The sequence below is a fragment of the Mesorhizobium sp. M1329 genome (genome assembly GCF_040318035.1).
Lineage (GTDB): Bacteria > Pseudomonadota > Alphaproteobacteria > Rhizobiales > Rhizobiaceae > Mesorhizobium.
This window is the reverse complement of record NZ_JAMYLN010000001.1, coordinates 47,048-64,558: the sequence shown is the minus strand read 5'-3', so window position 1 is coordinate 64,558 and position 17,511 is coordinate 47,048. Positions and strand designations below refer to the sequence as shown.

Below are 17,511 nucleotides of genomic sequence, written 5' to 3'. Positions count from 1 at the left end.
GGTTAATTTACCGTTTTCAGCCGGCTGGAACGGCAGTCTGGCGTCGCGACTTTTCGATCGCCGCAAACCGTTTGAGAAACGCATTCTGCGCCCAGGTCACCGAGCGCGGCGTGACATCGAAGCGCTCGGCGTTGAAGCCGCGCGGCCTGCCGAAGAACTCGGTCGCCTCTGCCGTCGAAAATCCTGCAAGCAGCGTTGCTTCGAAATAAGCGGCGATCTGATCCGCTCGCTTGATCTCCCTGCGCAGTCCCGCGTCGAGTTCGGCCGGCAGTGAAAAGCGCAGATGGATGGCGCGCTGCAGCCTGATCTCGCAATCCCTGTAGCTGCCGCCCATCACGGACTTGAATGGCGAGATCATATCGCCGATGACATATTCCGGCGCGTCGTGCAGCAGCGCCGCCAACCGGGCGTCGGCGTCGGCATCCGGCATCAGCTCGCCGACAAGCGTTTCGACCAGCAGCGAATGCTGGGCGACCGAAAAGGCGTGATCGCCTCTGGTCTGGCCGTTCCAGCGTGCGACGCGGGCAAGGCCGTGAGCGATATCCGAGATCTCGATATCGAGCGGCGAGGGGTCGAGCAGATCGAGCCGTCGGCCGGACAGCATGCGCTGCCAGGCGCGCGGAGGCGCCCCGGCGCGATCGGCAGCCATCAGGCGTCCTCCGCGCCGACGGCTTCCTGCGGAAAGCTGAATTTCGCCCAGGACGGGATAGCGAGCGACACGGCGACGTCCTCCGCCAGGATCGGCTGGCCGGCATCGAGCGCTGCCTTGACCCGGTCGATGCGGGCAATGGCAAGGCCGGTCCTGCCGGCAGTCGAGCCAAGCGTACCGACCGGTCGCCCCTCCACGGTCAACTCTGCGCGCGAACTGGGCAGCTGGCGTTCGGCCGCGACAATCAACACTCGGCGCCTGGCAGTGCCGCGATGCTGCATGCGCGAGACGACCTCCTGGCCGACGTAGCAGCCTTTCTTGAAGCCGACACCGCCGATCTCGTCGAGCAGCACGTCATGCGGAAACGCGTCGCCGAGATGATAGTCGCTGCCGCTTTCGGCAATGCCATGGGCGATGCGAAAGGCTTGCCATGCGGCAAGGTCGCCGCCATCTGCGGCGCCACCATAGAAGCGCTTGACGGCAGTATCGACAAACCGCGCATCGGCAAACGGTGCTGATTCAAATTGCGAAGTGGTTGAATCGCCTCCCCATGCGACGGCCACAACCGGCTGATCCAGCTTGGCAATTTCGACTTTGGCGCGCAATTTGTAGAGCGTCAGCCGGCGCATGAAATCATCGGCGGTCTCGGTACGGCATTCAAGTCGGAAAGCATTTTCGCCGGCGCGCGAGATCAGGAAGTCGAAAAGGATCTTGCCTTGCGGCGTTAGCAGCGCGCCTGGCTTTGCTTCGCTGCTGCCGAGCACGTCTAGGTCGGTGGTCAGGATGTTCTGTAAAAAGTGCTCGGCATCCGGCCCGGACACGGAAACGAGTGCGCGATCTCTGAGCGAGGCAAAGGGCATGGTGGGAAACGAGCCTGATCTTGCAAAACTATCGGCCATTACGTAAGCCCCTGGCACTTCCCCCGCAAGAGACCGGATCCGCATGGCCCCCATCTACGATCTCATCCTGACAGGCGGCATCGTGATCAACCATGACGGCGAGGGTTTTCGCGACGTTGGCATCAATGGTGGGCGCATCGCTGCCATCGGCGACCTCCGCCAGGCGTCGGCCGGTGAGACGATCGACTGCCGCGGGCTGCACATCCTGCCGGGCGTCGTCGACAGCCAGGTGCATTTCCGCGAGCCGGGCCTGGAGCACAAGGAAGATCTCGAGACGGGCTCGCGGGCAGCGGTGCTCGGCGGCGTCACCGCCGTCTTCGAGATGCCGAACACCAATCCGCTGACCACCAGCGAGGCAACCCTTGCCGACAAGGTGCGGAGTGCCACCGGCCGCATGCATTGCGACTTTGCCTTCTGGGTCGGCGGCACCCGCGACAATGCGAAAGACGCCGGCGATCTCGAGCGGCTGCCGGGTGCGGCCGGCATAAAAGTGTTCATGGGCTCGTCCACCGGCGACCTGCTGGTCGAGGACGACGAAGGCGTTGCCTCGATCCTGAGGAACACACGCCGCCGCGCCGCCTTTCACTCCGAGGACGAGTTCCGGCTGCGCGAGCGGCTTGGCGAGCGCATCGCGGGCGATCCGTCTTCCCATCCGGTGTGGCGCGACGAGATCGCTGCGTTGCGCTGCACGGAGCGCCTTGTGCGAATCGCGCGCCAGGTCCGCGCCCGGATCCATGTGCTGCACATCTCAACCGCCGAGGAGATAGGCTTCCTCGAACAGCACAAGGATGTCGCGACCTGCGAGGCGACGCCGCATCATCTGACGCTGAGCGCCGATGATTATGCGCAGTTGGGCACCCTGATCCAGATGAACCCGCCGGTGCGCGCCACGCGCCATCGCGACGGGGTCTGGCACGGTGTTGCGCAAGGCATCATTGACGTGCTCGGCTCCGACCATGCGCCGCACACGCTGGCCGAGAAGGCAAAGCCTTATCCGGTGTCGCCGTCCGGCATGACCGGGGTGCAGACTTTGGTGCCGATCATGCTGGACCATGTCAACGCCGGCCGGCTGACCTTACAGCGCTTTGTCGACCTGACCAGCCACGGCCCGCAGCGTATTTTCGGCATCGCCAGGAAAGGCCGTATTGCCGCTGGCTATGACGCCGATCTGACCATCGTCGATCTGAAGCGCCGCGAGACCATCGCCAACGCCCAGCAGGGCTCCAAGGCCGGCTGGACGCCTTATGACGGCAGGCAGGTGACCGGCTGGCCGGTCGGCACCATCGTTCGCGGTCGGCGCGTGATGTGGGAAGGCGAGATCGTCGTGCCGGGCCAGGGTAGGGCGGTGGAGTTTTCCGAGGCGTTGGCGGGCTAAGCTCCCCGCCTCGATAACGGCCAGGCTAAACCACTCAATCCCCAGCGACGAAGAACGTCCATTGTCCGGTCGGCGTGATGCCGACTCGGTAGAAAATGTACGCACCGAACTGCTTCATATCGTCATAGTCGCTGGCGGTGACGATCTTGAACAGCTCGACCCGCTGCCTTGCATCGAGCTTGTCCAGCGGCAGGGCGAAAAAATAGGGCCAGACATAGAGATCCTGCGGCGTGCCGGCATCGACATGGACAAAACCGGCATTGAGCACCTCTTCCAGGATGGCGAGGATCTCCTGGCCCTCCGTGTCGCCGGAAAGGCCTTTCAGGAAGGCGATCGGGTCGCCCTCCATGTCGCCCAGCGACAATTGGGTCATCATGTTACCCGTGCCAATCAGCGGCCGCAGTCTTTCGATGTCGCCGCTCTTGCAGGCCTCGACGATCAGATCGTGCATGCGCCTGACCGGTTCCGGCAACTTGGCAAGGTCGTAGACGACTTCGGGCACAGGCGCATCCGGATCGACATGCGGATTGGCCATGCCGCCATCGTCCGCTGGCCCTTTCGGTTCGGTTTGCTCCGGCTCGTCGGACGGAGTCGGCTGGCTGGCTGCAGGTGGCGTCGTGCCGAGCGGGCCGGGCATCGGCACGGTACTTCCAGGCGGCGACATGTCGCCGTCGGGCGGAAGCGTGACCGGCGAGGGCAGGTCTTCGCGCTTGATCTCGCTGAGGGCGTGAGCGGGACTGCTCGCAAGAAGCAATGCAAGGGGAATTGTGGCGCATGAAGCAGTAAGCCAAATGCTGAGGACCAGGCCGCGCGGCTTGCCTGATATCGAAAAATTCACCGCCTGCTACTCCCTGGTTCCAGCCCATCCATGTGCCCGGACATGATGTCCGGGCGGCGCGCCGTCGTCAAAGAACCGGGGTCAGTGCCGCAGTCTTTCGGGCTCGAAGGCGCCGGCAATCACCTTTTCACGCATGCGATCCAGCAGGGCAAGCGCCGAGGTCTCGCCATTGGTGCGCAGCATTTCGCCGAATGCCGTTTCGAGGGCTGCCTCGGCGATGATTTCCGGCTCGATCCCGGCCGACAATCCTTCTGCCCAGGCTTCGCTGTGGCTTTCCACGGCGGTCAGGCGCTTTTCTTCCCTGACCAGCGCGTCGATGTCGTTGACGCCATGTTCCATTGCGATGTCCACCCTTTCAAGCGGTGATCCGTTGGACAGGGATCAAGCTTGAGTTGTCCCTATTTACACGCAGGCGCAGTAAGTATTTGTAAATGCGACATTTTTTTGGTCGTCTTCTACAAATTCTGTCGCGTCCGGCAAACCTGCGTCCGATCCGTTTCAAACTTAGCCGATTAGGACGGCCAAGGGGACGGAAACCTTCAGTTTGAGTTAATTCCACATCTGCGCGCTAACGTTTCGTTAACATAGTTGCAAAAGTGCAACATCAGGTTTGCACCAAGACCTCACCTGAGGCAAGCGGAGAAGTGTCGAACGCGTCCGCCGCCCACAGCGCCGGCGCTTGATGCCGGTTTGCCGGAACGGCAGCTGCCGCCGTCAGTTTCCGTAGCGAGAGGCTATGTCGCGAGACAGCGTCTCGCCTTCCTTCATGTAGCGGCTGATGGCTTCCGTCGCCGATGCCGTGCATTGCGTATAAGTGCCGCCGAACGACCGGTAGCCGCGGTTGAAGCTGGCGATGAAGCGGGCGCGCCGCTCCGGGTTCGGATTTTCCGATGCGATCAGTTTTTCCATCTCGGCTCGCCACCGGTCTCCCTTCTCGCCACACAGATTACGCAGGAAATGCAGCGAGCCGAGCACTTCCGCCAGCCGCATCAGGCCGGGCTCGAACGGGGCCTCGGCGGCAATCGCCGGGCGCGCACCGACAACCACACTGATGGCGAGGCATGCGGCGAGAAACGAAGACGTGCGGCTCATGAGTCCTTGTGCTGAAACAATTTGTCGCCTGCAAGGCGATTCTCTGGCTCAGGTCTCGCCGTCTTTGTTGGGACCGAGTAGATCGTCCGCAATTTCAAACACCGCATCGGCGAGCGGCATCGCTGTCATTTCGGCCAGCGTATAGAAAGCCGCGGTTTCGGCGTCGTCGCTGGCCACCGCCTCGCCGCCGGCATACTCGGCCCCAAACACCGTCAGCCAGTAGTCGACCGGATGCCCGTCGCCGCTGCCGTCGATGTGGATTTCCCGCAGCGGCCGGTAGCTGCGCGCCAGCAATCCAGTCTCTTCCAGCAATTCGCGCCGTGCTGCCTGTTCCAGCGTCTCGCCGGCTTCGACCTTGCCGCCGGGAAAGGCATGGAGGCCCTGCGAGGGCGGCCTGGCCCGCTTGACCAGCAGCACCGTGTCCTCGCGCACGACGCAGACCGAGACTGCTGGAATGATCTTGCGTGCTTCCATGGGCTCAGGATCGCTCGATTGGCACAGCCCGTTGTGGACGGGCTATCGGCGAACAGCTTTAGCGGTTGCGAAAGGCGGGTTCCATGGCCACTTTCACATGCCACCAATTCGAGAGCTGAATTCATGTGCGGACGCTTTGCTTTGACAGCCACTCCGGACCAGACCGCCGCCTTTCTCGGCCTGGCGGAACTTGAGGAGTTTCCGGCCCGCTACAACATCGCGCCGACGCAGCCGATGCTGGTGGCGCTCGCCGGATTGCCGCAGGCGCCGGGCTCGAACCTGCCCGACCGCCGCTCGATGCTGGTGCGCTGGGGCCTGATCCCGGCCTGGGTCAAGGATACGCGTAACTTCCCGCTGCTGTTCAACGCGCGTTCTGAGGGGGCTTCGGAAAAGGCGTCGTTTCGCGTTGCCATGCGCCATCGCCGCGCCCTGGTGCCGGCTTCGGGATTCTACGAATGGCACCAAACCGGTGGCAGAAGAGGGCAGCCCTATTGGGTGCGGCCACGGCGTGGCGGGCTTGTCGCCTTCGCCGGGCTGATTGAGACCTATGCCGAGCCGGGCGGCTCGGAAATGGACACCGGCGCCATTCTGACCGCCCACGCCAATGCCGATACTGCCCATATCCACGACCGCATGCCGGTGGTGATCCATCCCAAGGATTTCGCGCGCTGGCTGGATTGCCGCACGCTCGAGCCGCGCGATGTGGCCGATCTGCTGAGACCCGCCCAGCCCGATTTCTTCGAAGCGATCTCGGTTTCCGACCCCGTCAACAAGGTCGCCAATACCGGGCCGGAGATTCAGGAGAAGGGCGTCGTCGAGCCTGAGCCCGAGAAGGTCAAGCGCCAGAAGTCCGGCGCGAACGACAGTCAGATGAGTTTATTTTAGCCAAAGCTACTATTACTGGTTCGCCGTGAGCGCCTCAATCTTTTCCCGACGGCATTGTCAGGCAGCGCGCGGCGAAACGATCTTCTGCGCCGGCTTCTTCTTCTTTGCGGTGTGCAGAAGAGCTGCGACGATTGCTGCCGGGCCGATCGCCCGGTAGTGGCTGGCGAGCGCCGGTTGCTTGGCACGGTTGGATTCTTGCTTAGGCATTGTTCTCTTCCCTGGTAACGTCTTCGTGTCTGCGTTTGCTGGCCGAATCCGACCAAATCGTGACGCTTGCTGATCTAGCCGGCGAAAGTTTCATGACAGTGCCGACCTGTTTAATAAAATGTTTCAACGGCTCAATTCCTGTGAGCCAACGATATTTTTGGCGAAGGTAGCGACTTGACGGCAACACCGGGCAAGGCGATAAAGCCGGCCATGAGAACGTCTTTCGCCATTTGTGGCATTTGCATTATCGGCTAGCCTCGCGCTGGTCCTGGACGTTTTCGCCTCATCTCCTCCCAGATTGGACAAACGCCCCGGCCAGCAGGCTGGACCCCGATTTGCGCCTCGGCGTAACCGACTCCATCCAGAGCACGATCCCAAAAGATCATGCCAAAGTACGCACCGGGAACGCACGTATGTCTGACGCATCGAAGAGCCTGCGCCTCTACAACACGCTAACGCGGAGCAAGGAGGATTTCTTCCCGATCGATCCGCGCAACGTGCGCATGTATGTCTGCGGCCCGACGGTCTATGACTTCGCCCATATCGGCAATGCGCGGCCGGTGATCGTCTTCGACGTGCTGTTCCGTTTGCTGCGCCATCTCTACGGGCAAGCGCACGTCACTTACGTCCGCAACATTACGGACGTCGACGACAAGATCAACGCCCGCGCACTGCGCGATTTCGGCGGCGAGATTGCCTCTGGCAAGCTGTCGCTGAACGAAGCGATCAGGCGGGTCACCGAAAAGACCGCCGACCAGTTCCACAAGGACGTTGCGGCGCTCGGTTGCCTGGAACCGACGGTCGAGCCGCGCGCCACCGAGTTCGTCGAGCCCAGGCCCGACGGCAAGGTCGACATGATCTTCTTGATTCAGCGCTTGATCGAACGCGGCCATGCCTATGTCGCGGCTGGAGAAGTCCTGTTCGACACCGCTTCCATGCCGGACTACGGGCAGTTGTCGAAGCGCAATCTCGACGAGCAGCAGGCCGGCGCCCGCGTCGCCGTCGATGCGCATAAGAAAAACCCGCAGGATTTCGTGCTGTGGAAATTGTCTTCGCCCGAGGAACCGGGCTGGGACAGTCCCTGGGGCAGGGGTCGGCCGGGCTGGCACATCGAGTGCTCGGCGATGTCGGCCGCCTATCTCGGCGAAGTGTTCGACATCCATGGCGGTGGTCTCGACCTGATCTTTCCGCACCACGAGAACGAGATCGCGCAGTCGCGTTGCGCCCACGGCACCGAAACGATGGCCAAGGTGTGGATGCACAACGGCTTTCTGCAGGTCGAAGGGCAGAAGATGTCCAAGAGCCTGGGCAATTTCTATTCGATCACCGAATTGCTGGAGACGGATACCTTTGGCGGCCGCAAATGGCCGGGCGAGGTGCTCAGGCTGGCGATGCTGATGACGCACTATCGCGAGCCGATCGACTTTTCCGTGCGCAAGCTGGAAGAGGCGGAGAATACGCTGCGCAAATGGAAGCGGGCGGCCGATCTGGCGCCGCCGACGGCAAAGCCGGTGCCGGCGGATGTGATCGAAGCGCTGTCGGATGACCTTGCCAGCTATGCCGCATTCCAGTTGCTGACGCAGTTGGCTGGCGATGCTGTTGATTTCAACACTGGTAGTGGCAACGCAGCCGCCGAAGGCAACGATGCTGCCGCTTCGCTGAAGGCATCGCTGTTGTTCCTCGGCTTCGATGTCGAAACAGCCAAGGTGGATGAAGAAGCTATTGCCAAGGCGATCGCCAAACGCCTCGCGCTGATCGCCGCCAAGAACTGGGCCGGGGCCGACCGCATCCGCGACGAGTTGCTGGCGCACGGCATCCAGTTGAAGGACGGCAAGGACCCCATCACCGGCGAACGCATCACCACCTGGGAGGTAAAACGATGATCGATCATCTCGGCATCACCGTTTCAGATTTCGACGTGTCGAAGGCTTTTTACGACAGGGCGATGGCGCCGCTCGGTGCCTCGCTGCTTTACATGGTGCCGCAGGAATATACCGGCGGCGCCAAGGTCGGCGGCTACGGCCGCGACCGGCCGGTGTTTTGGCTGCATGCCGGCAAGGACAAGCCGAAGGATCATCAGCATGTCGCTTTCACCGCGCGCAGCCGCGCCGAGGTCGATGCCTTTCACGCCGCGGCGATCGCCGCCGGCGGCAAGGACAATGGCGGGCCGGGCCTGCGACCGCACTACCACCCCAACTATTACGCTGCCTTCGTCTTCGATCCCGACGGCAACAATGTCGAGGCGGTCTGCCATGCTCCGGAGTAATGCGCGATGAGCCTCGACAACAAACCAGTGTATTCAGGCGGCTGCCAGTGCGGCGCGGTGCGCTTCCGCGTCGAAGGCGCGCTCGGCGATGCTTCCGTCTGCCATTGCCGCATGTGCCAGAAGGCGAGCGGCAATTTCTACCTGCCGCTGGTCTCGGTGCGCGGCGCAAGGCTGGACTGGACGCGCGGTGAGCCCAAACGTTTCCGCTCGTCCAACGCGGCTTTGCGCGGTTTCTGCGCCGAATGCGGCACGCCGCTGACGTTCGAAGCGCCCGACGGCGTGGCGCTCGCCATCGCCGCATTCGACCACCCCGAGGAGATCGCGCCGACGATCCAATGGGGTGTCGAAGCCAAGCTCCCCTACGTAGATCACGTCCACGAATTGCCCGGTGAGGAGACAATGGCCGACGTTTCGTCTGCCTCCTATCTCGCCGATCTCGTCTCCTACCAACATCCCGACCACGACACCGAACAATGGCCGCCGGAGGAAAAATCATGACCGAAACCGTTCGTACCGGCGGCTGCCAATGCGGCGCCGTGCGCTTCCGCATCCACGGGGCGCTCGGCCGCCCGTCCATTTGTCATTGCCGCATGTGCCAGAAACAGTTCGGGTCGTTTTTCGGCGCGCTGGTGACAGTGCCGAGCGACGGCGTTGAATGGGTGCGCGAGGAGCCGAGTTACTTTCAGTCGTCGGTCAACATCGATCGCGGCTTCTGCGCCCGCTGCGGCACACCGCTGACCTACCGCCAGCCCGGCGCGCTGGAGATCGCCATCGGCGCCTTCGACGACCGTTCCGATCTGGCGCCGCAGATCCAGGTCAACTACGCCGCGAGGCTGCCTTGGGTCGAGACGATCTTCGACGCGCCGATCCATGACGACCCGGATTTCTACGCGCGGCAGGAATCCATCATCTCCTTCCAGCATCCCGATCACGAGACGGCCAACTGGCCGCAGCAGGGCCTGAAATTATGAGCAGCGAATTCCGTATCCTCTATCCCGAGATCGAGGCTTTCGAGTCCGGCATGCTCGACGTTGGCGATGGCCATCAGGTTTATTGGGAGCGCTCCGGCACCCGCGGTGCCAAGCCGGCTGTATTCCTGCATGGCGGGCCGGGCGGCACCATTTCGCCAAAGCACCGGCGGCTGTTCGATCCGAAGCTGTACGATGTCATCCTGTTCGACCAGCGCGGCTGCGGAAAATCGACGCCCAATGCCTCGCTTGAAGCCAACACCACCTGGCACCTGGTCGCCGACATCGAGCGCCTGCGAAAAATGTGCGGCTTCGATAAATGGCTGGTGTTCGGCGGCTCGTGGGGTTCGACGCTGGCGCTGGCCTATGCCGAGACCCACCCAGAGCGGGTCAGCGAACTGGTCGTGCGCGGCATCTACACGCTGACTCGCGCCGAACTCGAATGGTACTACCAGTTCGGCGTGTCAGAGATGTTCCCCGACAAGTGGGAGCGGTTCATGGCGCCGATCCCGGAGGCTGAGCTCGGCGACATGATGGCCGCCTATCGCAAACGGCTGGTCGGCAGCGATCCTGTGGCGCAGGTCGAGGCCGCTCGCGCCTGGAGCCTGTGGGAGGGCGAGACGATCACGCTGCTGCCGGAACCGGAAACCAGTGGTCCCTTCGGCCAGGATGATTATGCCCTGGCTTTCGCCCGTATCGAGAACCACTATTTCGTCCATGCCGGCTGGCTGGAAGAGGGACAGCTGCTGCGCGATGCATGGAAGCTTAAGGATATCCCGGGTACCATCGTTCACGGCCGCTACGACATGCCTTGCTCGGCGCGCTATGCCTGGGCGCTGCACAAGGCGTGGCCGAAAGCGGATTTCCATCTGATCGAAGGCGCCGGCCACGCCTATTCGGAGCCGGGCATCCTCGACAGGCTGATCCGCGCAACGGACATGTTTGCCGGGAAATGACCATGGATCGCGAGCGCCTTTATCTGTTCGACACCACGCTGCGCGATGGTCAGCAGACGCCGGGTATCGACTTTTCCGTCGAGGACAAGATCGCCATCGCCAAGCTGCTCGACGAGTTCGGCATCGACTACGTCGAGGGCGGCTACCCCGGCGCCAATCCAACCGACACCACCTTCTTTGCCGAGCGTCGCACGGCCGATGCCAAGTTCGTTGCCTTTGGCATGACCAAACGGGCAGGAGTGTCGATCTCGAACGATCCCGGCCTTGCCGCGCTGGTCCAGTCGAAGTCGGACGCCATCTGCTTCGTCGCCAAGAGTTGGGACTACCATGTCCGCGTCGCCCTCGGCTGCACCAATGAGGAGAACCTCGAGGCGATCAAGGCCTCGGTCGAGGCGGCGCTCACTGCCGGCAAGGAGGCGATGGTCGACTGTGAGCATTTCTTCGACGGCTTCAAGGCCAATCCCGATTATGCGCTGGCCTGCGCCAGGACGGCCTACGATGCCGGCGCGCGCTGGGTGGTGCTGTGCGACACCAATGGCGGCACGCAGCCCTCCGAGGTGCGCGCCATCGTCGAAAAGGTGATCGCGGCCGGCATGCCGGGCGACCATCTCGGCATCCACGCCCATGACGACACCGGCCAGGCAGTGGCGAATTCGCTTGCCGCCGTGGAGGCCGGCGTGCGCCAGATCCAGGGCACGCTAAACGGCATCGGCGAGCGCTGCGGCAACGCCAACCTGATCTCAATCGTGCCGACACTGGCGTTGAAGCCGGCCTTTTCGGGGCGCTTTGCTACAGGCATTTCGGCAGAGGCGTTGACCGGTATATCGCGCCTGTCCCGCGCCTTCGACGAGTTGCTGAACCGCGCGCCGGAAGCGCAGGCGCCCTATGTCGGGGCCTCCGCTTTCGCCACCAAGGCCGGCATCCATGCCTCGGCGCTGGCCAAGGAGCCGGCGACCTACGAGCATGTGCCGCCAGAGACAGTCGGCAACCGCCGCCGTGTCATGGTTTCGGACCAGGGTGGCAAGGCCAATTTCCTGGCCGAGCTGAAGCGGCGCGGCATCGACATGCCCCGGGATGACCATCGCCTCGACGCTCTGATCGCTGTAGTCAAGGAACGTGAGGCGGAGGGCTACGCTTACGAAGGCGCCGACGCCAGCTTCGAGCTTCTGGCGCGCAAGATGCTGCACGGCCTGCCGGAATTCTTCCGCGTCACCTCGTTCCGCTGCATGGTCGAGCGCCGCTTCGACGCCAACGGCCAGCTGAAGACGGTCTCGGAGGCGATCGTGAAAGTGCTGGTCGAGGGCGAGGAGAAGATGTCGGTCGCCGAAGGCCATGGCCCGGTCAACGCGCTCGACATTGCGCTGCGCAAGGATCTCGGCAAATTCCAGAGCGAGATCGCCGATCTCGAGCTGGCCGACTTCAAGGTGCGTATCCTCAATGGCGGCACCGAGGCGATCACCCGCGTGCTGATCGAATCGCATGACGGCACCGGTGCGCGCTGGTGGACGGTCGGCGTCTCCGAAAACATCATCGATGCTTCGTTCCAGGCACTGATGGATTCGATCGTCTACAAGCTGATGAAGAACCGCGACATGGCGGGATTGGCAGCGGCGGAGTGAGGAAATGGGCTTCACGATAAGCTGGGTCGCATTCAATGGTCTGCCACTCGCGAAGGCAGCGCTGGCTTTCGGTCTGGCTCAGAGCAGACAATCGGACGAGGTTTTTGATTTTGACTACAATGGCGTGACGGTTGGTCAAAATTGGTCTGTTGTCATTTTTAACGACGTGAACATGGACCTGGTGGACGAGAAGCGCCTGGCTAACCTTTCGACGGGCAGGGACATTGTCGTCGTTCACAATATCGATACGGTCATGCTGCAATGGGCCGAACAGTGGCGCGACGGGCACGAAGTCTGGAGCATACGACACACCAGCGCAGACGGTGCGCGCAACCTGGAAGCGACAGGAAACCTTCCATCCTGTTTCGAGGAGATCCGCCGCGAGCGCTTCGCAGATCAGGATCGCGAGGACGCCGGTGCTGCCACCATAGACTTCATCGCAGATATTCCGCTCGAGGTGGCAGAATGCGTGACGGGCTTTCGTCACGACACCGTTGGAGCGGAATTCATGGAATTGGTGCCTGCGCCCGGCGAAACCAAATGACTGCGGGCTTCGCGCATTTCAATGAACTGGTGAAAACGCCGGGTTCTTGAACCATCAGCGAGACTCCATTGATCCATCAGCAATTTGCGATGGTTTTGGGCAAGCCGCTGGCGCATAGCCTTGGGCCATGACTACCCAAACACTTCAAATCGAGGCCGACACCAAAGCTCGTCGCGGCTTCCTGCTGGCGCTCGGCGCCTACCTGCTTTGGGGGCTGCTGCCCTTCTACATGAAGGCTGTCGCGCATCTGCCGCTGGCCGAAGTCATCGCCCACCGCATCGTCTGGTCGGTGCCGATCGCTGCCGCCGTCCTGGTCTGGGCGGGCCGCACTGCCGATTTCAAAGCGGCAGTTCGTTCGCCGCGCATCATTTCGATGGCGGTGCTGACGGCGGCGCTGATCTCGGTCAACTGGGGCATCTATGTCTGGGCGATCGCGGTCGACCGCACCATCGAGACCGCGCTCGGCTACTACATCAACCCGCTGGTCAGCGTCGTTGTCGGCGCTCTGCTCCTCGGCGAGCGGCTCGACCGCCTGCAGATTGCGGCGGTGGTGCTGGCGGCAATCGCGGTCGCGGTGCTGACCATCGACGCCGGCAAGCTGCCCTGGGTGTCGCTGGTGCTGGCCTTTTCCTTTGCCGCCTATGGCTTCTTCCGCAAGACGCTGCCGATCGGCCCGAGCCAGGGCTTCCTGCTTGAAGTGCTGCTGCTGTCGGTGCCGGCACTCGGCTACATCATCTTCCTGATCGCCACAGGACAGGATCATTTCGTCTCCAGCTCGCTGAACGACACCGCCTTGCTGATCGGCTGCGGCCCGGTCACCGCCGTGCCGCTGCTGTTGTTTGCATTCGGCGCCAGGCTGCTGCGCCTCTCCACCATCGGCATCATGCAGTATATCGCGCCGACAATCGTCTTTTTGATCGCGGTGCTGATTTTCGGCGAACCGTTCGGCAGCGTTCAGGCCATAGCCTTCGGGCTGATCTGGGCGGCGCTGGCGATGTACTCCTGGTCGATGTTTTCTACGGCGCGCAAGACCGTTGCCGCATCCGCTCGAGCCGCCTAACGAAGAAAGGCGGCTGGCCGGTCTTAATGCCGGCAGCCGCGTCTTTCACGAGCGCTCAGCGCTTCGGCCCAAAGCCGGGATATGGCTGCAGCGGCACGACGGCGGCAATATCCATCATGCCGGCCTTGACCACCGGTAAAGTTGCGAGATGGTTGCGCACATCGGCATCGCTGCCGGCTTCGAACATCATGCCGCTGCCGGGAATGTCGCCCCGATTCCACACCTGACGCACGGCGCCTTCGGCATAGAGCGTGCGGCGCTGCTCGGCCTCGCCAGGCAGCAGCGGCGCGAAATCGGCGTCGGTAAACTTTTCGGTGTTGCGCGCAAGAAGGGCAAAGAACTGCATCGGAGTCTCCTGATGTTGGCCGTTGGAATGGCGGAAATATTCACTTCTGCTGGCCAGACAGTCCAAGACTGATTAAGCTAAAGTTGAGACCTCACGGGACTTGAGAATCGAAGCAACAATGTTCGACCTGCGCCAGCTCCGCTATTTCATCACGGTGGCCGAAACCGGCAACGTTGGGCGTGCCGCCGCATTGCTGCACATCTCGCAGTCGCCGCTCAGCCGTCAGATCATGCAGCTGGAGGAGCAGCTGGGCGTCGCACTGTTCGAGAGGGCGAGGCAGCGTGTTCATCTCAATGCTGAGGGCCGCGCTTTTCTTGCCGAGGCGCGTGCGCTGCTGGCCCATGCAAGACGGCTGGAGGAGCTCGGCCGCAATCTCGCCGGCGGTACGGTCGGCCGTCTCGCCATCGGCTATGTCGAAGGTGCGGTCCATGCCGGGCTTGTCGCTCGGATGCTGCGCCAGTTTCGCCGCGACCGGCCCGAATTTCATCTTCAACTGAAGGGCCAGCGTTCCGCCGCGCAGGTCGAAGCGCTGCGCGAACGATCGCTCGATCTGGGCCTCGTCTACACGCCTCCTTCTGCCGACGATCCCGACATCGCCGCCATGCTCATCATGCGCGAGCCGCTGGTTCTGGCGATGCCGGAAAGCGATCCATTGGCCGATATCGCGGAGATACTGCCGCAGCAACTGGACGGACGCACCTGGATCACTGTGGTGCGCCAGCCTGACGACACCAACCGCAGCCAATTTCTCGCCGCCTGTGCGAAGGCCGGCTTCCTGCCCGACATAGCCTATGAGACGACCGATCCGTTGACGTCGTTGGGCTTGGTCAGCGCCGGGCTTGGGCTGGCGACGGTGCAGGCCAGCCTGCGGAGTGCCGCGCCGCCTCAGATCGTGTTTCGCGATCTGCCGTGGTTCGAACGCACCGTCTCGATCCATCTCGCCTGGCGGCGTCAGGACAAGCGCGCGGTCATTGCGGACTTAAGGAAGGCGGTAGGGAAGGAGTGAATAGTGAATAGTCAGTAGTCAGTAGTCAGTAGGCAGGTGCCGATTCGGAAGGTCTTGTACTTCGCTATTCACTAGTCACCATTCACTCTACATCTTATCAATCACCGACTGCACGCCCTCCGTCGGTGCATCGACGGAGGATCCCGCCACCATGATAGCGGCGACGATTGCTTCCGGATCCTCGACCACCAGCGGCTTGACCCGTTGCGCCGTGTGGATGAAGCCCTCCGTTGCCATGTGATCGAGCAACGCCAGCATCGGATCCCAGAACCCTCCGACGTTGCCGAAGACGATCGGCTTGCGGTGATGGCCGAGCTGCGCCCAAGTCATGATTTCGACGATCTCCTCGACGGTGCCGATGCCGCCGGGCAACGCCACAAAGGCGTCGGATTTCTCGAACATCCTGTGTTTGCGCTCGTGCATGTTGTCGGTGATGACGAGCTCGTCGAGCCGGTTAAGCGCGGTTTCGGTCGCCTCCCGGTTGATCAGAAAACGTGGAATTATGCCGGTTACCTTACCGCCGGCCTTTAACGCCCCTTCAGCGACGGCACCCATGATACCTTTAGTGCCGCCGCCATAAATCAGACGCAGGCCGGACTTGGCGATCGAGCGGCCAAGCAGGTGTCCGGCCTTGATATAGGTTTCATCTCGGCCCGGGGAGGAGCCGCAATAGACGCAGACAGATCGAATCGTGTTCATGTTATGATTGGTGATAGGGACTATTGGCATGGTCAAGCCCTGGGGCGGGCTTTTTCTTGTCGGCTTTGGCAAAACAGGCTAGACCGAAATTAGGTGGCTAAGGGGCAGGGAAACATGGCAATTAATCCGTTGAAGGCGTTTTTGTTCGCGGCTGGCGGCTCTGTCGCCGCGGCGGGAACCGCCTATGTATCGGGCGCACTCGACCCGTATCTCAATCTTACCCGGCCTGCGGAGGTCGCGGCGCTGACGCCGCCGGCTTCGAAACCGGCCGCTCCGGCGACCGAGGGCCGGCTGCCGCCTGCGCCCGCCGCGTCCACCGATGCCGCAGCGCCCGCCGCGCCGGCCGCAGCAGGTGCAATAGTGCCGACCTTCGACATCGTGCGCGTCGAAAGCAACGGCTCGATCGTCGTCGCCGGCAATGCGGCGCCCAACGCCACGGTCGAGATTCTCAACGGTTCGGCTGTACTCGGCTCGACGGTCGCCGGTCCCGACGGCGCCTTTGCCATTATTCTCGACGATCAGCTGAAGCCCGGCGACTACACGATCACACTGCGCTCGACTGCTGGCAATGTCGTGACCGCCTCGGCGCAGACCGCCGTCGTTTCGATCCCCCAGAATTCCACCGGCCAGGTGCTGGCAATGGTCGAGGAGCCGGGCAAGCCGTCCGAACTGCTCACTGTTCCGGCCCCTCAGGCGAAATCTGACGCCTCGCCGCCTGTCGGCGAACCGGCGGCCGTTCAGCCACCCGCCACCGACACCGAATTGCCGGCTGCCGTAGCGCCGGCGCCAGCCGCCCCGGCGGCTGATGTTCCAGCAGCGCCTGCTCCTGCCGCGCCGGCCGCTGTTGAAGCCGCGCCGGCGGCTTCGGCAGCACCCGCCACACCGGCAGCGCCCGCTACTCCCGCGGTGGAGCCGAAGATCGTCGTCGAAGCTGTCGAAATCGACGGCAACAAGATTTTCGTTGCCGGGCTCGCCGATCCCGGCCGCAAGGTGCGCGCCTATGCTAACGATATCCTGCTCGGCGACGCGAAGACCTCGCCCGACCGCCACTTCCTGGTCGAAGCGACACGTGACATCCCGGTCGGCACCTACACCATCCACGTCGATGCGCTCGACGCCGACGGCGTGACGGTGGTGGCCCGTGCCGCTGTGCCGTTCGAGCGCGAGCCTGGTGAGGCGGTTGCCGCCGTAGCGCCCGCCGAGCCGAATGCTCCGGCGACCGAAGCCGCACCGGCAACGGCCGCCGAAACGCCCGCAACTGCCCCCACTCCTACAACCGAGGCCCCGGCCGAAATGGCCGCCACAACGCCTTCGGGCGAAACCCCCGAGACCGTGGCTCCAAAGCTCGAACATGCCGATGGCGCAGTCATTATCCGCCGCCATGACACGCTGTGGCGGATTTCGCGGCGGGTCTATGGCCAGGGCATGCGCTACTCGACCATCTATCTCGCCAACCAGGACCAGATCAGCAATCCGAACCGCATCTGGCCGGGGCAGGTGTTCAAGGTGCCGGAGAAATCGAAGGAAGGCGAGCCCGCCGATCTCAAGGCAATGGGCGACCAGATGACGACGGCGCCAGCCAAGGCCGAGTAGCGTTCTGCCCATCGGGATAGCTTGCGGCGGGGCCA

General features: G+C 62.9%; 21 protein-coding genes. 12 read left to right on the top strand and 9 right to left on the bottom strand.

Annotated features, from left to right (window positions below; translation table 11 throughout):
- Positions 1-16 precede the first annotated feature (16 nt).
- Together NKH21_RS00345 and ygfZ are read right to left on the bottom strand one after the other, a co-directional pair.
- Positions 17-649 carry an HD domain-containing protein gene (locus tag NKH21_RS00345; RefSeq protein WP_352862656.1) on the bottom strand — a complete coding sequence of 211 codons (633 nt, stop codon included), beginning with the start codon at positions 647-649 and terminating at the stop codon, positions 17-19.
- Complete coding sequence (gene ygfZ, locus NKH21_RS00340; protein ID WP_352862884.1) at positions 649-1,509, bottom strand: CAF17-like 4Fe-4S cluster assembly/insertion protein YgfZ; 861 nt, start codon at positions 1,507-1,509, stop codon at positions 649-651. Before ygfZ ends, NKH21_RS00345 begins: the two co-directional genes overlap by 1 nt.
- 82 nt (positions 1,510-1,591) lie before the next feature.
- Between ygfZ and NKH21_RS00335 the strand changes: the two genes are divergently transcribed.
- Positions 1,592-2,923: a dihydroorotase gene (locus tag NKH21_RS00335; RefSeq protein WP_352862655.1), complete on the top strand. Its 1,332-nt coding sequence runs from the start codon at positions 1,592-1,594 to the stop codon at positions 2,921-2,923.
- A gap of 34 nt (positions 2,924-2,957) precedes the next feature.
- Here NKH21_RS00335 and NKH21_RS00330 read toward each other — a convergent pair whose 3' ends face one another.
- The 4 genes from NKH21_RS00330 to NKH21_RS00315 all read right to left on the bottom strand — a co-directional run bounded on the left by NKH21_RS00330 (position 2,958) and on the right by NKH21_RS00315 (position 5,327).
- Entirely contained in the window at positions 2,958-3,761 is an 804-nt protein-coding gene (locus NKH21_RS00330; RefSeq protein ID WP_352862654.1) for a hypothetical protein, read from the bottom strand.
- A gap of 81 nt (positions 3,762-3,842) precedes the next feature.
- Entirely contained in the window at positions 3,843-4,100 is a 258-nt protein-coding gene (locus tag NKH21_RS00325) for a hypothetical protein (RefSeq protein ID WP_023677749.1), read from the bottom strand.
- Between the two features lie 375 nt (positions 4,101-4,475).
- The gene (locus NKH21_RS00320; RefSeq protein ID WP_352667309.1) at positions 4,476-4,853 is read right to left on the bottom strand and encodes a TIGR02301 family protein; all 378 of its coding nucleotides are present in this window, start codon (positions 4,851-4,853) and stop codon (positions 4,476-4,478) included.
- Positions 4,854-4,901: 48 nt separating this feature from the next.
- The gene (locus NKH21_RS00315; RefSeq protein WP_352862653.1) at positions 4,902-5,327 is read right to left on the bottom strand and encodes an NUDIX hydrolase; all 426 of its coding nucleotides are present in this window, start codon (positions 5,325-5,327) and stop codon (positions 4,902-4,904) included.
- 123 nt (positions 5,328-5,450) lie between these two features.
- Between NKH21_RS00315 and NKH21_RS00310 the strand changes: the two genes are divergently transcribed.
- Positions 5,451-6,212, top strand: coding sequence for an SOS response-associated peptidase (locus NKH21_RS00310; RefSeq protein ID WP_352862652.1), 762 nt, complete (start codon positions 5,451-5,453; stop codon positions 6,210-6,212).
- 57 nt (positions 6,213-6,269) lie between these two features.
- Here the strand turns inward: NKH21_RS00310 and NKH21_RS00305 are convergent, their stop codons facing one another.
- Positions 6,270-6,419, bottom strand: coding sequence for a hypothetical protein (locus NKH21_RS00305; protein ID WP_023677745.1), 150 nt, complete (start codon positions 6,417-6,419; stop codon positions 6,270-6,272).
- A 413-nt stretch (positions 6,420-6,832) separates the two neighbouring features.
- Here NKH21_RS00305 and cysS point away from each other — a divergent pair, with 413 nt between their 5' ends.
- The 8 genes from cysS (at position 6,833) to rarD (ending at position 13,832) form a co-directional block, all read left to right on the top strand.
- Positions 6,833-8,302 (top strand): cysteine--tRNA ligase, encoded by a 1,470-nt coding sequence (gene cysS / locus NKH21_RS00300; protein ID WP_352862651.1) that lies wholly within the window; start codon positions 6,833-6,835, stop codon positions 8,300-8,302.
- Complete coding sequence (locus tag NKH21_RS00295; RefSeq protein ID WP_352862650.1) at positions 8,299-8,685, top strand: VOC family protein; 387 nt, start codon at positions 8,299-8,301, stop codon at positions 8,683-8,685. Before cysS ends, NKH21_RS00295 begins: the two co-directional genes overlap by 4 nt.
- Before the next feature lie 6 nt (positions 8,686-8,691).
- Positions 8,692-9,183: a GFA family protein gene (locus NKH21_RS00290; RefSeq protein ID WP_352490919.1), complete on the top strand. Its 492-nt coding sequence runs from the start codon at positions 8,692-8,694 to the stop codon at positions 9,181-9,183.
- Positions 9,180-9,656 (top strand): GFA family protein, encoded by a 477-nt coding sequence (locus tag NKH21_RS00285; RefSeq protein WP_352448982.1) that lies wholly within the window; start codon positions 9,180-9,182, stop codon positions 9,654-9,656. The genes NKH21_RS00290 and NKH21_RS00285 overlap by 4 nt, the downstream gene beginning before the upstream one ends.
- Positions 9,653-10,609 (top strand): prolyl aminopeptidase, encoded by a 957-nt coding sequence (pip, locus tag NKH21_RS00280; protein ID WP_352862649.1) that lies wholly within the window; start codon positions 9,653-9,655, stop codon positions 10,607-10,609. Before NKH21_RS00285 ends, pip begins: the two co-directional genes overlap by 4 nt.
- Positions 10,606-12,228, top strand: a complete 1,623-nt coding sequence (gene cimA / locus NKH21_RS00275) for a citramalate synthase (RefSeq protein WP_352862648.1) — start codon at positions 10,606-10,608, stop codon at positions 12,226-12,228. The genes pip and cimA overlap by 4 nt, the downstream gene beginning before the upstream one ends.
- A gap of 4 nt (positions 12,229-12,232) precedes the next feature.
- Positions 12,233-12,772 (top strand): hypothetical protein, encoded by a 540-nt coding sequence (locus NKH21_RS00270; protein WP_352862647.1) that lies wholly within the window; start codon positions 12,233-12,235, stop codon positions 12,770-12,772.
- Between the two features lie 127 nt (positions 12,773-12,899).
- Entirely contained in the window at positions 12,900-13,832 is a 933-nt protein-coding gene (rarD, locus tag NKH21_RS00265; protein ID WP_352862646.1) for an EamA family transporter RarD, read from the top strand.
- Positions 13,833-13,887: 55 nt separating this feature from the next.
- On the opposite strand, the gene NKH21_RS00260 is transcribed toward rarD, so the two are convergent.
- Positions 13,888-14,178 (bottom strand): muconolactone Delta-isomerase family protein, encoded by a 291-nt coding sequence (locus NKH21_RS00260; RefSeq protein WP_352862645.1) that lies wholly within the window; start codon positions 14,176-14,178, stop codon positions 13,888-13,890.
- 118 nt (positions 14,179-14,296) lie between these two features.
- Between NKH21_RS00260 and NKH21_RS00255 the strand changes: the two genes are divergently transcribed.
- A complete protein-coding gene (locus NKH21_RS00255) occupies positions 14,297-15,184 on the top strand; it encodes a LysR family transcriptional regulator (protein ID WP_352862644.1) in 888 nt (295 codons plus the stop codon).
- An 87-nt stretch (positions 15,185-15,271) separates the two neighbouring features.
- On the opposite strand, the gene NKH21_RS00250 is transcribed toward NKH21_RS00255, so the two are convergent.
- On the bottom strand, positions 15,272-15,883 hold the full coding sequence (locus tag NKH21_RS00250) for an LOG family protein (RefSeq protein ID WP_254820219.1): 612 nt from the start codon (positions 15,881-15,883) through the stop codon (positions 15,272-15,274).
- Between the two features lie 114 nt (positions 15,884-15,997).
- Here NKH21_RS00250 and NKH21_RS00245 point away from each other — a divergent pair, with 114 nt between their 5' ends.
- A complete protein-coding gene (locus tag NKH21_RS00245) occupies positions 15,998-17,476 on the top strand; it encodes a LysM peptidoglycan-binding domain-containing protein (protein WP_352862643.1) in 1,479 nt (492 codons plus the stop codon).
- The last annotated feature ends 35 nt before the right edge of the window (positions 17,477-17,511 follow it).

What these genes read in the sequence shown, in the direction of transcription:
- NKH21_RS00345 (WP_352862656.1), bottom strand. Translation starts at nt 649, where the DNA reads ATGGCTGCCGATCGCGCCGGGGCGCCTCCGCGCGCCTGGCAGCGCATG.
- ygfZ (WP_352862884.1), bottom strand. Translation starts at nt 1,509, where the DNA reads ATGCCCTTTGCCTCGCTCAGAGATCGCGCACTCGTTTCCGTGTCCGGG.
- NKH21_RS00335 (WP_352862655.1), top strand. Translation starts at nt 1,592, where the DNA reads ATGGCCCCCATCTACGATCTCATCCTGACAGGCGGCATCGTGATCAAC.
- NKH21_RS00325 (WP_023677749.1), bottom strand. Translation starts at nt 4,100, where the DNA reads ATGGAACATGGCGTCAACGACATCGACGCGCTGGTCAGGGAAGAAAAG.
- NKH21_RS00320 (WP_352667309.1), bottom strand. Translation starts at nt 4,853, where the DNA reads ATGAGCCGCACGTCTTCGTTTCTCGCCGCATGCCTCGCCATCAGTGTG.
- NKH21_RS00315 (WP_352862653.1), bottom strand. Translation starts at nt 5,327, where the DNA reads ATGGAAGCACGCAAGATCATTCCAGCAGTCTCGGTCTGCGTCGTGCGC.
- NKH21_RS00310 (WP_352862652.1), top strand. Translation starts at nt 5,451, where the DNA reads ATGTGCGGACGCTTTGCTTTGACAGCCACTCCGGACCAGACCGCCGCC.
- NKH21_RS00305 (WP_023677745.1), bottom strand. Translation starts at nt 6,419, where the DNA reads ATGCCTAAGCAAGAATCCAACCGTGCCAAGCAACCGGCGCTCGCCAGC.
- cysS (WP_352862651.1), top strand. Translation starts at nt 6,833, where the DNA reads ATGTCTGACGCATCGAAGAGCCTGCGCCTCTACAACACGCTAACGCGG.
- NKH21_RS00295 (WP_352862650.1), top strand. Translation starts at nt 8,299, where the DNA reads ATGATCGATCATCTCGGCATCACCGTTTCAGATTTCGACGTGTCGAAG.
- NKH21_RS00290 (WP_352490919.1), top strand. Translation starts at nt 8,692, where the DNA reads ATGAGCCTCGACAACAAACCAGTGTATTCAGGCGGCTGCCAGTGCGGC.
- NKH21_RS00285 (WP_352448982.1), top strand. Translation starts at nt 9,180, where the DNA reads ATGACCGAAACCGTTCGTACCGGCGGCTGCCAATGCGGCGCCGTGCGC.
- pip (WP_352862649.1), top strand. Translation starts at nt 9,653, where the DNA reads ATGAGCAGCGAATTCCGTATCCTCTATCCCGAGATCGAGGCTTTCGAG.
- cimA (WP_352862648.1), top strand. Translation starts at nt 10,606, where the DNA reads ATGACCATGGATCGCGAGCGCCTTTATCTGTTCGACACCACGCTGCGC.
- NKH21_RS00270 (WP_352862647.1), top strand. Translation starts at nt 12,233, where the DNA reads ATGGGCTTCACGATAAGCTGGGTCGCATTCAATGGTCTGCCACTCGCG.
- rarD (WP_352862646.1), top strand. Translation starts at nt 12,900, where the DNA reads ATGACTACCCAAACACTTCAAATCGAGGCCGACACCAAAGCTCGTCGC.
- NKH21_RS00260 (WP_352862645.1), bottom strand. Translation starts at nt 14,178, where the DNA reads ATGCAGTTCTTTGCCCTTCTTGCGCGCAACACCGAAAAGTTTACCGAC.
- NKH21_RS00255 (WP_352862644.1), top strand. Translation starts at nt 14,297, where the DNA reads ATGTTCGACCTGCGCCAGCTCCGCTATTTCATCACGGTGGCCGAAACC.
- NKH21_RS00250 (WP_254820219.1), bottom strand. Translation starts at nt 15,883, where the DNA reads ATGAACACGATTCGATCTGTCTGCGTCTATTGCGGCTCCTCCCCGGGC.
- NKH21_RS00245 (WP_352862643.1), top strand. Translation starts at nt 15,998, where the DNA reads ATGGCAATTAATCCGTTGAAGGCGTTTTTGTTCGCGGCTGGCGGCTCT.